The organism is Streptomyces sp. NPDC029169, from assembly GCF_055563935.1.
Window position 1 is genome coordinate 139,456 of sequence record NZ_JBVHXA010000011.1, and the last position, 12,886, is coordinate 152,341.

Consider the following 12,886-nt stretch of genomic DNA (forward strand, 5'->3'; position numbering starts at 1 on the left):
TATGGCACGGTTACCTGTTTGCGACGCAGAGTGACCGATGGTCACGCTCCGCAGCGGGCGACCGTGCGATGCCGCGGCGCCGCCGGTTCGAGTGCCACTTTCGGCCCCCTCCCCGTGACCCGGCACCCATGAGGGAGCGCGGACCCAGGGATCGCCACAGTACTCCATTCGGGCCACCTGGGTGGACCGGCGCGCCGCCCAACTTCTCCGGGGGTACGGGAGTTGAGTCTCCGTGATCTCCGTCCGCGCGTGGCGCTCTTCACAGAATCAGCAGAAACGGAACTTTTCTCTTCGCCATGCGCGGGCGCCCCGGAGGCCGGAGCGCCCGCCGGGTGACCGTCCGTCAGTCGCCCAGTACCCGGCGCAGATAGTCGTTGGCGAACAGCCGCCCCGGGTCCAACCGGTCGCGCAGCGCCGTGAACTCGGCGAAGCGCGGGTAGACCTCGGAGAAGTACGCGGCGTCCCGGGTGTGCACCTTGCCCCAGTGCGGCCGGCCGCCGTGCGCGGTCATGATGCGCTCCACCGCGGTGAAGTACGCGCGGTGGGGCGTGCCCTTGTAGAGGTGCACGGCGATGTACGCCGTCTCGCGCCCCGAGGCCGTGGAGAGCGCGATGTCGTCCGCCGGCGCCGTCCGCACCTCCACCGGGAAGCTCACCTTCAGCGGCGAGCGCTCGACCATCGCCTTCACCTCGCGCAGCGCCGCGACGGCCGCCTCGCGCGGCAGGGCGTACTCCATTTCCACGAAGCGCACCCGGCGCGGGGAGGTGAAGACCTTGTACGGGATGTCGGTGTACGTACGGGCCGACAGCGCGCGGCTGGAGACCTTGGCGATCGACGGGATCACCGGCGGCACCGCGCGGCCCAGCGAACAGGCGAGCTGGAAGACCCCGTTGGAGAGCAGCTCGTCCTCGATCCAGGCGCTGAGCCGTCCGGGCGGGGCGGCGGGGCCCGTGCTGCGGTTGTTGCGCTTGGTGTTGCAGTTGTCCGTGTGGGGGAACCAGTAGAACTCGAAGTGCTCGTTCTCCGCGTGCAGCGCGTCGAACTCCGAGGTGACCCGGTCGAAGGTCATCGGCTCCTCGCGCGCAGTGAGCAGGAAGACCGGCTCCACGGCGAAGGTGATCGCCGTGACCACGCCGAGCGCGCCGAGCCCGATCCGGGCGGCCGCGAAGACGTCCGGATTCTCCTTCTCGGAGCAGGTCAGGAGCTGCCCGTCCGCGGTGACCAGCTCCAGCTCCCGGATCTGCGCGGCGATCGAGGCCGAGTCGCGGCCGGTGCCGTGCGTTCCGGTGGAGGTGGCCCCGGCGACCGTCTGCTCCATGATGTCGCCCATGTTCGTGAGCGACAGGCCCTCGCGGGCCAGCGCCACGTTGAGCCGCTTGAGCGGAGTGCCGGACTCCACGGTCACGGTCATCGCCTCGCGGTCGATCCGCCGGATGCCCGTCAGCAGGTCCGGGCGGATCAGCACGCCGTCCGTGGCGGCGATCGAGGTGAAGGAATGGCCGGTTCCGGCCGTCTTTACCCGCAGCCCGTCCGCGGCCGCCTCCCTCAAAGCCTCGGCCAGCTCCTCGGCCGAGGCGGGGCGCACCTCCCGCGCGGGACGGCAGGTGACGTTCCCGGCCCAGTTACGCCACGGGCTGCTCGCTGCCCTCGTGCTCACTCTCATGGTCCCGCTCACGCTGCCCCTCCCGTGTCGGCACCGGCCTGCCCAGCCGGCGATACCCCAGGAGACCCACCGCGACCGCGACCGCGCCCGAGACGACGGGCACCACGTACCCCGCCTCCGCACCCGACGCGTCGACCACCCAGCCGGCGGCCGAGGAGCCGAGCGCCACCCCGATGGCGAGCCCGGTCCCTGTCCAGGTCATGCCCTCGGTCAGCTTGGTGCGCGGTACGTGCGCTTCGACGAGGGCCATCGTGGTCACCATCGTCGGTGCGATGGAGAGGCCCGCGACAAAGAGCGCCACGGCCAGCAACGGCAGGTTCCCGGCCAGTAGGAGGGGGATCATACTCACGGCCATCGCGCAGACACCCACCAGCCATGTACGGGCCGGCTCGCCCTTCACGTGCAGCAGCCCGAACACGGCGCCGGCCAGGCAGGAGCCGAGCGCGTAGACCGCGAGCACGAGGCTCGCGGCGGCCTTGTGGCCCTGCTCCTCGGCGAAGGCGACCGTCACCACGTCCACCGAGCCGAAGATCGCCCCGGTGGCGACGAAGGCGAGGGCCAGGACCTGGAGACCGGGGGAGCGCAGGGCCGAGCCGCCGGACGTGCCGTCGCTCGGGTGCGGCTCGGGTTCGGTGGCGCTCAGCGAGGTCAGCCAGAAGACGCCGACGGCGAGGAAGACGGCGGCGAAGAGCGGTCCCGCCTCGGGGAACCAGATCGTCGACAGACCGATCGAGATGATCGGGCCGAAGATGAAGCACACCTCGTCGACGATCGACTCCCAGGAGTACGCGGTGTGCAGCCGGCGGGCCTCACCGTGGTAGATCGCCGCCCAGCGCGCCCGGGTCATCGCGCCGAGGCTCGGCACACAGCCGATCACGGCGGTGAACACGAACAGGGTCCAGTCCGGGGCCTTCTGCTGCACGCAGACCAGCAGCCCGGCGGCCGCCGCCAGCGACACGAGGGTGACCGGGCGCAGCACGCGGCGCTGGCCGTAACGGTCGACAAGCCGGGAGACCTGGGGGCCGAGCACGGCGGCGGACATCGCCATGGTCGCGGAGAGCGCGCCCGCGAGTCCGTACCGACCGGTGACCTGGGAGATCATCGTGACGATGCCGATGCCCATCATGGACAGCGGCATCCGGCCGATGAAACCGGCGACCGAGAACGATCTGGTGCCGGGCGCCGCGAAGATCGCGCGGTAGGGACTGGGCAACGGGATCTCCGGGCCTCGGCTCAACACGTGTAATTAATAGCTAAAGCCTACGGTGTTGAACTGGATGGCGCAGCCGGTTTTTCGGTCGGGGCGGACCGTCCGCCGTCAGTGGCGGATGGGAGGATCGGTGCCATGTCCGATCAGCACGATCCCGCACCGTACGACGCCCTTCTGCTGCTCTCCTTCGGCGGTCCCGAGGGCCCGGACGACGTGGTCCCGTTCTTGGAGAACGTAACCCGCGGCCGAGGCATCCCCAAGGAGCGGCTGAAGGAGGTGGGGCAGCACTACTTCCTCTTCGGCGGCGTCAGCCCGATCAACGCCCAGAACCGCGCGCTGCTCGACGCGCTGCGCGAGGACTTCGCGCGGGCCGGCCTCGACCTGCCGGTCTACTGGGGAAACCGGAACTGGGCGCCGTATCTCACCGACACCCTGCGGGAGATGATCACCGACGGCAGGCGCCACATCGCCGTGCTCACCACCAGCGCCTACGCCTCGTACTCCGGCTGCCGCCAGTACCGCGAGAACCTCGCCGACGCGCTCTCCGAGCTGGAAGCGGAAGGGCTGCCGCTGCCCCGGGTCGACAAGCTCCGGCACTACTTCAACCACCCCGGCTTCGTCCGCCCCATGGCCGAGGGCGTCCTCGCCTCGCTGGCCGAGCTCGACGAGTCCGTCCGGGCCGGCGCCCACCTCGCCTTCACCACCCACTCCATCCCGGAATCAGCCGCCGACTCCTCCGGCCCCATCGGCGACCACGGCGAGGGCGGGGCCTATGTCAAGCAGCACCTGGACGTGGCCCGGCTGATCGTCGACGCCGTCCGCGAGGAGACGGGTGTCTCCCACCCCTGGAAGCTCGTCTACCAGTCCCGCAGCGGCGCCCCGCACATCCCGTGGCTGGAGCCGGACATCTGCGACCACCTGGAGGAGCTGCACGGCGCCGGGGCCCCGGCCGTCGTGATGGTCCCGATCGGGTTCGTCTCGGACCACATGGAGGTCCTGTACGACCTCGACACCGAGGCCACCGCGAAGGCCGCCGAGCTGGGCCTGCCGGTCCGCCGCTCCGCGACGGTCGGGGCCGACCCGCGGTTCGCCGCGGCCGTACGGGACCTCGTCCTGGAGCGCGCGGCGAGCGAGCGCGGCGTCCACGTCGAGCGCTGCGCCCTCGGCACCCTCGGTGCCTCCCACGACCTCTGCCCGATCGGCTGCTGCCCCGCGCGGGCGGAGCGGCCCGCGGCGGCCGGCGCCGACAGCCCGTACGCCTGAGGAGCCCTGGTGACCGAAAACCCCGCACAGACCGACCCGGCACAGACCGGCCCGGCACAGACCGGTCCCGCCCGGACCGACCCCACCCCGACCGACCCCCTGCTTGCCGAGCTGCTCGGTCTCGCCCTGGAGGCCGGGCGGCGGGCCGGTGCGCTGTTGCGCGATGGGCGGCCCGACGACCTGGCGGTGGCCAAGACCAAGTCCAGCCCCATCGACGTCGTCACCGAGATGGACATCGCCGCCGAGAAGCTGATCACCGGCTTCCTCGCCGAGCACCGGCCCGAGGACGGCTTCCTCGGCGAGGAGGGCGCCGCCAGCCCCGGCACCAGCGGAGTCCGCTGGGTGATCGACCCGCTCGACGGGACGGTGAACTACCTGTACGGGCTGCCGACCTGGGCCGTCTCCATCGCCGCCGAGCTCGACGGCGAGACCGTCGTCGGCGTGGTCGAGGCGCCGATGCGGAACGAGACGTACCGGGCGGTGCTCGGCGGCGGCGCGTACGTCGGGCAGCGCCGTCTCGCGGTCCGTCCCGCGCCACCGCTGGACCAGGCCCTGATCTCCACCGGCTTCGCCTACGTCCAGACCCGCCGCGCCCACCAGGCCGACATCGCCCAGCGGATGATCCCGCGCCTGCGCGACATCCGGCGCGGCGGATCGGCCGCCATCGACCTCTGCGACGTCGCCGCCGGGCGGCTCGACGGCTTCTACGAGCGCGGCCTCAACCCCTGGGACCTCGCCGCCGGGGACCTGATCGCCCGCGAGGCGGGCGCCCTGACCGGTGGGCGCCCCGGTGAGCGCCCGTCGGGCGAGCTCGCGATCGCGGCCCCACGGGGCGTCTTCGAGCCCCTCCAGGAGCTTCTGGAGGAGCTCGGGGCCTGGCACGACTAGCGGCGGCCCTCCCGAGCACGCGAAGAGGCCCCGGTGTGCACGACACCGGGGCCTCTTCACGTCTGCGGGGTCAGGCGCTGGCGGCGCCGACCTCCACGCCGTGCTCGGCGGCCAGCCGGTGCAGGTCGTCGAGCTCGGCCTGCTCGACCTCCGCGAGGAAGTCGTCGCCCGTCTCGCGTGCCCGTGTGAGGTCGGTCTGCGCGGTCCTTATGCGCTGCAGCAGTCCTGCGGTGAAAGCGTCCATGGTGCGCCCCCTCGTCATGGGTCGGTGGCACGGGGGTGTGCCGAGGGTGGGTGGATCACACGCTGCGGACCTCTGGGGGACAGAGCGGCCTGTGGCGGCGTACCACGTACGTGCCACATACAGGGCGTGATCACGGGGTGTGCAGAACGTCCTCCCCAGGAGTTTCCTCACAGAAACCTCAACTGGCCCGTGATTCCGGTGAATTCTTCGCACGCCCCCCTCTGACCCCACCCGTGCTTCCGCACGCCCCCCGCCTCGTCCCGAGCCTCCGTCCTGCCCGGCCGTAAGCCGTCTTACATCCGGTTTACGCGCGTACGGGGCAGGATGGACACGCACAGTCAGTGCTGACGACCGCCCGGTTCCGTATCAGGAGCAGGGGCCCGTAGGAAGGAATGACCGACGTGCGCGTACTCGTCGTCGAGGACGAGCAGCTGCTCGCCGATGCGGTGGCCACCGGACTGCGCCGGGAGGCCATGGCCGTCGACGTCGTGTACGACGGCGCCGCCGCCCTGGAACGGATCGGGGTGAACGACTACGACGTGGTCGTCCTCGACCGCGACCTCCCGCTCGTCCACGGCGACGACGTCTGCCGCAAGATCGTCGAGCTGGGCATGCCCACCCGCGTCCTGATGCTCACCGCCTCCGGCGACGTCAGCGACCGTGTGGAGGGTCTGGAACTGGGCGCCGACGACTATCTGCCGAAGCCCTTCGCCTTCACCGAGCTCACCGCGCGCGTGCGCGCCCTCGGCCGGCGCACCACGGTGCCGCTGCCGCCCGTCCTGGAGCGGGCCGGCATCAAGCTCGACCCGAACCGCCGCGAGGTCTTCCGCGAGGGCAAGGAGGTCCAGCTCGCGCCGAAGGAGTTCGCGGTCCTGGAGGTCCTCATGCGCAGCGAGGGTGCCGTCGTCTCGGCCGAGCAGCTCCTGGAGAAGGCCTGGGACGAGAACACCGACCCGTTCACCAACGTCGTACGGGTCACAGTGATGACCCTGCGCCGCAAGCTGGGCGAGCCGCCGGTCATCGTCACCGTCCCCGGCTCCGGCTACCGGATCTGACCCGGTGGCCGCGACCCCGGCGCCTCCCCAGGCGCCCCCGAAGCCGACCTGGGACCCCAGGGACCCGGTCAGACCCCTCCTCCGTCCGACGATCCGGATACGGCTCACGCTGCTGTACGGCGGGATGTTCCTGATCGCCGGCATCCTGCTGCTGTCGATCATCTACCTCTTCACGGCCCAGGCCCTGGGCGACAGCGCCTCCGAGCTGCCCTTCAAGGTCGTCAAGGGCGAGGTCCAGCCGACCACCTCCTGGTGCCAGCTGCCCGCCACGGGAACGGGAGAGCAGCTCAACGAGGCCGTCTCCGCCTGTCTCCAGCACCAGCGGGACCTGGCGCTCGACGACCTGCTGCGCCGCTCCCTGTTCGCGCTCCTCGGCCTGAGCATCATCGCCTTCGCCTTCGGCTACGCCATGGCCGGCCGGGTGCTCTCCCCGCTGGGGCGGATCACCAGGACCGCACGCCAGGTGGCCGGATCCGACCTCGCGCGCCGCATCGAGCTGGACGGCCCGGACGACGAGCTCAAGGAGCTCGCGGACACCTTCGACGAGATGCTGGAGCGCCTGGAGCGGGCCTTCACCGCCCAGCAGCGGTTCGTCGCCAACGCCTCGCACGAGCTGCGCACCCCGCTGGCGATCAACCGCACGCTCCTGGAGGTCCACCTCTCCGACCCCGGGGCTCCCGTCGAGCTCCAGCAGCTCGGCAAGACCCTGCTCGCCACCAACGAGCGCAGCGAGCAGCTGGTGGAGGGCCTGCTGCTGCTCGCCCGCAGCGACAACCAGATCATCGAGCGCAAGCCGGTCGACCTGGCGGAGGTCGCCTCGCGCGCCATCGACCAGGTGCACGCGGAGGCCGAGACCAAGGGCGTGGAGATCCGCGGCGAGCGGGCCCCGGCCGTCGCCCAGGGCAACGGCGTCCTGCTGGAGCGGATCGCCCTGAACCTGGTGCAGAACGCCGTGCGGTACAACGTGGCCGAGGGAGGCTGGGTGGAGGTCACCACCGAGACCGAGCACGGCCAGGCGGTCCTGGTCGTCTCGAACACGGGTCCCGTGGTTCCCGCGTACGAGATCGACAACCTCTTCGAGCCGTTCAGACGGCTGCGGCAGGAGCGGACCGGGAGCGACAAGGGCGTCGGGCTCGGCCTGTCCATCGCCCGTTCCGTCGCGCGCGCCCACGGCGGCCGTATCATCGCGGAGCCCCGCGAAGGCGGTGGTCTCGTGATGCGTGTCACTCTCCCGATCTGACACACTTCGGGTACCAGCCGGTTCCGTTCGCTTTGCGCGGAATTTTCGGATCGCGTTCCTGAGACGCTCATGTGTGATCGATCACAGGAGGACGCATCCGGCTCTCCACTCTCCGTGATCGAGAATTCCATGGGAAAACCCGGAAAAGTCCGGGTTTCCGAGGCCCTGGATGACGGGAAGTACACGGGGTGGCGCCCGTGAAGGACGGCAGGTGGACCGTGTACGGTCCCGTTCGCCACCCAAAGCCGATCACTCGTGAGAGGGCCGGTTGGGTGTCGATTGAGTAACAGACCTTGATGTGAGGCAAAATCTCCGCCTCGGGTCGGGCACAAGTCCGGCCTCTCACGCGTTACGTGCGCTGAGACACCGCAACCAACCCAGAGGGGGAGAGCGACATGGCAACGGATTACGACACCCCACGCAAGACCGACGACGACGTCGATTCGGACAGCCTTGAGGAACTGAAGGCCCGCCGGAACGACAAGTCCACCTCGACGGTCGACGTCGACGAGTTCGAGGCCGCCGAAGGCCTTGAGCTGCCCGGCGCGGACCTCTCGAACGAGGAGCTCGCCGTACGGGTCCTGCCGAAGCAGGCCGACGAGTTCACCTGCATGAGCTGCTTCCTCGTGCACCACCGCAGCCAGCTGGCTCGGGAGAAGAACGGTCAGCCGATCTGCCGCGACTGCGACTGAGATCGGTCGGCAGTGGCAGGCGACACACCGTCTCGGAAGCGACGCTTCCGGCTTCCCGGGAGGTCGGAGGCGTACAAGGGCGGTCCGGACCCGGCGGAGGGCGCCCACGAGGCCCCGCAAGCCGAGCACACCGCCCTCCTGCCCTCCCACGGCGCACGTGACGACGGGCGAGGCCCTTCGGCCTCGCTCGAAGCAGCGGAACCCGACACGCCTGCACCCGGCGCGCCCGCGTCCGGTGCGCCTGCACCCGACGCATCCGCGTCCGGCACGCCTACGTCCGGTGCGCCTGCATCCGACGCATCCGCGTCCGGCACGCCTACGTCCGGTGCGTCCGCGCCCCCTACGCCTGCGTCCGGCACGTCCGCGTCCGGCACATCCGTGACGGGTACGACCGCGGGCGAAGCTGCCGCGACACGCCTGCCGGTGGAGCGGGAGGCCTCGCACGAAGGGCACGACGGGAGCCGCCGCGGCCTCGTCGAGCGCGTCGCCGATCCGGCACGCGCCCAGCTGGACCGCGTCAAGCTCGACCGCGCGCGGATCGACGCCGTAAGGCGCGGCGTGAAGCGTGGCGGCGAGAGCGCCAAAGCAGGCATCGGCTATCTCGCCGACCGGATCATCGAGCTCGCCCCCCGCGTCCCTGTCCGGGACCTGGCGACGCTCCGCAAGCACTTCCCCGGGCTCGGCCCCGAGCAGATCGCCGACAAGCTCGTCACGGGCGCCTGCAACGCCAGCGCGACCGTCGGCGCCGGCATCGGCGCGGCCGCGATGCTGCCCGTGCCCCCCGCGATGCCCGCCGAACTCGCCGCGGAGATCACCGGCGTCGCCGCGATCGAGCTCAAGCTCATCGCCGAACTGCACGAGGTGTACGGCCTGCGGCCGCCCGGCACGCTCACCCAGCGGTCGACGGCCTATCTGACCTCCTGGACGGAGGAGCGGGGCATCGACCCCATGAAGCCGACCACCGTCAACGCGGCGCTCGGCGGCCAGCTCAAGCGCGAGCTGCGCCAGCAGATCATGAAGCGCATGGTGCGCAACATGCCCAGCCTGATGCCGTTCATGGTCGGAGCCGCCGTCGGCGCGGTCATGAACCGCCGCGACACCAGGAAGCTCGCCCAGCACGTCCGCAAGGACCTGCGTGCGCGACAGGTGCCCTGGGGCGCCCTGGAGGGGCTGCCCCCGCTGGAGCAGCCCGAGAACCCCAAGGAGATCGGCTTCTAGCCCTCGGCCCGAGCGCTCTCGGGAGCCGCTACGGCCTCCCCGGCCTCTCCGCGAGCCGCTACAGCCTCCCCGGCCTCCCCGGCCTCCGCGCGAGCCGCCTCCAAGGCCGCGGCCAGTCCCTCCGGGTCACGGCTGGAGAGATACACGTACGGCGTCGGGTCCTCGGGGTCCGTGACCTCGACCCGGACCGCGCGCGGCACATAGCTGCGCAGCACCATGAAGGCACGCGGATCGGCCTTGTACGTACGCCAGGCGCGCGCCTCCTCCGCGTCCAGCACCTCCGGCGTCCCCAGCGCCGACACCGGTATCCGCGCGTCCCCAGCGACCAGTGAACCGGCCACCACCCGGATCCGGGCCGACCCGTACGACGACACGGCTACGGCCGCCAGCGCGCCCGCGGTGATCAGCCCGCCCAGGGTCGGCACCGTGCCCAGCGGGAACGTGACAAGACCGCCGGAGAGGCCCAGCAGAGCCGTGATGACCCACCACGAGCCCGGAGCGGTCAGCCGCTCGTCGAAGCGCGGCGCGGAGGTCGGAGCGGGGGACGCGTCGGAAGGCTGCATGCGTCCAAGCTTGGCACGGCGCGACCCGCGCCTGGCCTCGCGGGTAAGGTCTGCGGCTGTGACCGCAACATCTCCCGCCCTGACCCCGCCGGCCGACGCCATACCGCCGGTACGCCACCCCGACGCGCCCGCCCCCGGCGAGCTGCTCGGCGCGCACTACGCGTACTGCTTCGGGTGCGGCGGCGGGCAGCCCCACGGGCTTCACCTGGAGGCCCGGGCCGGCAAGGGCGTGACCGTCACCGCCGAGTTCACCGTGACCCCCGACCACCAGGGCGCCCCCGGCCTCGCGCACGGCGGCGTCCTCGCCACCGCGCTTGACGAGACCCTCGGCTCCCTGAACTGGCTGCTGCGGGTCATCGCCGTCACCGGACGCCTGGAGACCGACTTCGCGCGGCCCGTCCCGGTCGGCACCGTCCTGCACCTGGAGGCCGAGGTCACCGCCGTGCACGGACGCAAGATCTACTCGACCGCCGTCGGCCGGATCGGCGGGCCCGACGGCCGCGTCGCCGTCCGCGCCGACGCCCTCTTCATCGAGGTCAAGGTCGACCACTTCATCGACAACGGCCGCCCGGAGGAGATCCAGGCCGCCATGTCCGACCCCGACCAGGTCCGGCGCGCCCGCGCCTTCGAGGTGAACCCCTGATGCGCAACCCTGTCGACGTACTGATCCGGCGCCTCGACCCGGACGTACCGATCCCGGCCTACGGCCACCCCGGCGACGCCGGCGCCGATCTCGTGACCACCGAGGCGGCCGTCCTGGCCCCCGGGGAGCGGGCCGTGCTGCCCACCGGGGTCTCCATCGCGCTGCCCGACGGCTACGCCGCGTTCGTGCACCCGCGCTCCGGCCTGGCCGCACGTTGCGGAGTAGCCCTCGTGAATGCCCCGGGGACGGTGGATGCCGGGTACCGTGGAGAGATCAAGGTGATCGTGGTCAATCTCGACCCGCGCGAAAGCGTGCGGTTCGAACGGTTCGACCGGATTGCCCAACTGGTCGTCCAGCAGGTCGAGAAGGTGCGCTTCCACGAGGTGGCGGAGCTTCCCGGCTCGGCGCGGGCCGAGGGGGGCTTCGGGTCCACCGGCGGTCATGCCGCTGTGGACGGCACAACGGGTGGGAATCGATACGCTTCGGTCGTATCCGACCGGGAAGGACAGTGACGTGTTCGGACGTCGCAAGAAGAGCGGTGCCGCTGAGGACGCAGCGGGCGAGGCCGAGCAGGTCGTCGACGAGGTCGACGCTGAGGACACGGCAGGCGCGCGGCGTCGGGTGAACCTTCCGCCGGCGCCCCGGCCGGACGGGCCGTGGGACATCTCCGAGGTCTCCAAGCCCGAGGAGGGCCGCGTGGACCTCGGCGGCATGTTCGTGCCCGGAGTCGAGGGCATGGAGCTCCGGGTCGAGGTGGCGGGCGACGCGATCGTCGCGGCCACCGTCGTGCTGCGCGACAGCGCGGTACAGCTGCAGGCCTTCGCCGCGCCGAAGAAGGAAGGCATCTGGGGCGAGGTCCGCGAGGAGATCGCCTCCGGCATCACCCAGCAGGGCGGTGTCATCGACGAGGTCGAGGGCCCGCTGGGCTGGGAGCTGCGGGCCCAGGTCCCGGTGCAGCTGCCGGACGGCACCGGCGGTGTGCAGCTGGTGCGCTTCGTGGGCGTCGACGGCCCGCGCTGGTTCCTGCGCGGAGTGATCTCCGGCCAGGGCGCGGTGCAGCCGGAGGCCGCCGGTCTGCTGGAGCAGATCGTCCGGGACACCGTGGTGGTCCGGGGCGAGGGCCCCATGGCCCCGCGCGACCCGATCGTCCTCAAGCTGCCCAACGACGCGCAGATGGTGCCGGACGGCGTGCAGCAGGAGGAGCAGGAGGGCTCCCGCTTCGGCGGAGGCATGGGCCAGCTCCAGCGCGGACCGGAGATCACCGAGGTCCGCTGACCCTGGTCCTCTGTCATCACGGTGGGCCGTATTCCGGACAGCTTGTCCGGAATACGGCCCACCGGTGCGTCCGGACCCTGGCCGGGCGGCCCCCGGGCGGCACATACTGACGGGCGCACACGTTCGGCGAGGGGGAGCACGGGGATGAGTGAGAGCAGCGCGCGGTCCGGCACGGCGGTGGCCAAGGACCCGTCCGGGGCGCCCATGGTCCGCGTCGAGAACCTGCGCCGCTCGTACGGTACGGGTGCGGCGGCCGTCCACGCCCTGCGCGGGGTCTCCTTCGACGTCCCGCGCGGCGAGCTCGTCGCGCTCAAGGGCCGCTCGGGCTCCGGCAAGACCACCCTGCTCAACCTGGTCGGCGGCCTGGACAGCCCCGACGGCGGCCGGATCACCATCGACGGGACGGACCTCGCGGAGCTCGGCGAGAGCGGGCTCCTGGAACTGCGCCGGGACCGTATCGGCTTCGTCTTCCAGTCCTTCGGACTCATCCCGATCCTGACCGCCGCGGAGAACGTGGGCGTGCCGCTGCGGCTGCGCAGGGCCGACCCGAAGGAGCGCGAGGAGCGGGTCGCCCTCCTCCTCGCCCTGGTCGGCCTCGCCGACCACGCGGCCCAGCGGCCAGGCGAGCTCTCCGGCGGCCAGCAGCAGCGCGTCGCCATCGCCCGGGCCCTCGCCAACAAGCCGGCCCTCCTGATCGCCGACGAGCCGACGGGCCAGCTCGACGCCGAGACCGGCCTCGCCGTGATGGAGCTGCTGCGCGCGGTGGTCCGCAGCGAGGGCGTCACGGCCCTGGTGGCCACGCACGACGCCCAGCTCCTGGGCCTCGCGGACCGGGTGCTGGAACTGAGCGACGGCGAGATCACCGAACACGTGGGGTGACGCGGCCCGAGCACGCGATGTGACGCCGCCCGGGACCCGTCAGAATCCCGTCA

The 12,886-nt window shown here is 71.7% G+C and carries 14 protein-coding genes; 10 read left to right on the forward strand and 4 right to left on the reverse strand.

The features are described 5' to 3' along the window. Positions 1-343: 343 nt before the first annotated feature. Positions 344-1,657 carry a D-arabinono-1,4-lactone oxidase gene (locus ACZ4VI_RS21560; RefSeq protein WP_468001367.1) on the reverse strand — a complete coding sequence of 438 codons (1,314 nt, stop codon included), beginning with the start codon at positions 1,655-1,657 and terminating at the stop codon, positions 344-346. Next, entirely contained in the window at positions 1,623-2,876 is a 1,254-nt protein-coding gene (locus ACZ4VI_RS21565) for an MFS transporter (protein WP_468001369.1), read from the reverse strand. The genes ACZ4VI_RS21560 and ACZ4VI_RS21565 overlap by 35 nt, the downstream gene beginning before the upstream one ends. Positions 2,877-3,008: 132 nt before the next feature. Between ACZ4VI_RS21565 and ACZ4VI_RS21570 the strand changes: the two genes are divergently transcribed. Then, positions 3,009-4,136 carry a ferrochelatase gene (locus tag ACZ4VI_RS21570; RefSeq protein ID WP_468001372.1) on the forward strand — a complete coding sequence of 376 codons (1,128 nt, stop codon included), beginning with the start codon at positions 3,009-3,011 and terminating at the stop codon, positions 4,134-4,136. A 99-nt stretch (positions 4,137-4,235) separates the two neighbouring features. After that, on the forward strand, positions 4,236-5,024 hold the full coding sequence (locus ACZ4VI_RS21575) for an inositol monophosphatase family protein (protein WP_468001503.1): 789 nt from the start codon (positions 4,236-4,238) through the stop codon (positions 5,022-5,024). 70 nt (positions 5,025-5,094) lie between these two features. Here ACZ4VI_RS21575 and ACZ4VI_RS21580 read toward each other — a convergent pair whose 3' ends face one another. After that, positions 5,095-5,268: a hypothetical protein gene (locus ACZ4VI_RS21580; protein ID WP_315893340.1), complete on the reverse strand. Its 174-nt coding sequence runs from the start codon at positions 5,266-5,268 to the stop codon at positions 5,095-5,097. A gap of 401 nt (positions 5,269-5,669) precedes the next feature. Between ACZ4VI_RS21580 and ACZ4VI_RS21585 the strand changes: the two genes are divergently transcribed. The 4 genes from ACZ4VI_RS21585 to ACZ4VI_RS21600 all read left to right on the forward strand — a co-directional run bounded on the left by ACZ4VI_RS21585 (position 5,670) and on the right by ACZ4VI_RS21600 (position 9,473). Beyond that, on the forward strand, positions 5,670-6,323 hold the full coding sequence (locus tag ACZ4VI_RS21585; RefSeq protein WP_024758527.1) for a response regulator transcription factor: 654 nt from the start codon (positions 5,670-5,672) through the stop codon (positions 6,321-6,323). Between the two features lie 4 nt (positions 6,324-6,327). Then, the gene (locus tag ACZ4VI_RS21590) at positions 6,328-7,563 is read left to right on the forward strand and encodes a sensor histidine kinase (protein WP_468001374.1); all 1,236 of its coding nucleotides are present in this window, start codon (positions 6,328-6,330) and stop codon (positions 7,561-7,563) included. A 395-nt stretch (positions 7,564-7,958) separates the two neighbouring features. Further along, on the forward strand, positions 7,959-8,255 hold the full coding sequence (locus ACZ4VI_RS21595) for a DUF4193 domain-containing protein (protein WP_003955561.1): 297 nt from the start codon (positions 7,959-7,961) through the stop codon (positions 8,253-8,255). Between the two features lie 378 nt (positions 8,256-8,633). Continuing rightward, a complete protein-coding gene (locus tag ACZ4VI_RS21600; protein WP_468001376.1) occupies positions 8,634-9,473 on the forward strand; it encodes a hypothetical protein in 840 nt (279 codons plus the stop codon). On the opposite strand, the gene ACZ4VI_RS21605 is transcribed toward ACZ4VI_RS21600, so the two are convergent. Then, positions 9,470-10,036 (reverse strand): DUF3093 domain-containing protein, encoded by a 567-nt coding sequence (locus ACZ4VI_RS21605; RefSeq protein ID WP_468001378.1) that lies wholly within the window; start codon positions 10,034-10,036, stop codon positions 9,470-9,472. The genes ACZ4VI_RS21600 and ACZ4VI_RS21605 overlap by 4 nt on opposite strands. A gap of 58 nt (positions 10,037-10,094) precedes the next feature. Between ACZ4VI_RS21605 and ACZ4VI_RS21610 the strand changes: the two genes are divergently transcribed. From ACZ4VI_RS21610 to ACZ4VI_RS21625, 4 genes are all read left to right on the forward strand, one after another. Further along, positions 10,095-10,679 carry a PaaI family thioesterase gene (locus ACZ4VI_RS21610; RefSeq protein ID WP_468001380.1) on the forward strand — a complete coding sequence of 195 codons (585 nt, stop codon included), beginning with the start codon at positions 10,095-10,097 and terminating at the stop codon, positions 10,677-10,679. After that, positions 10,679-11,191, forward strand: a complete 513-nt coding sequence (dut, locus tag ACZ4VI_RS21615) for a dUTP diphosphatase (protein ID WP_384520193.1) — start codon at positions 10,679-10,681, stop codon at positions 11,189-11,191. Before ACZ4VI_RS21610 ends, dut begins: the two co-directional genes overlap by 1 nt. Before the next feature lies 1 nt (position 11,192). Further along, the gene (locus ACZ4VI_RS21620) at positions 11,193-11,954 is read left to right on the forward strand and encodes a DUF3710 domain-containing protein (protein WP_468001382.1); all 762 of its coding nucleotides are present in this window, start codon (positions 11,193-11,195) and stop codon (positions 11,952-11,954) included. A 144-nt stretch (positions 11,955-12,098) separates the two neighbouring features. Beyond that, positions 12,099-12,833: an ABC transporter ATP-binding protein gene (locus tag ACZ4VI_RS21625; protein WP_468001384.1), complete on the forward strand. Its 735-nt coding sequence runs from the start codon at positions 12,099-12,101 to the stop codon at positions 12,831-12,833. Positions 12,834-12,886 lie beyond the last annotated feature (53 nt).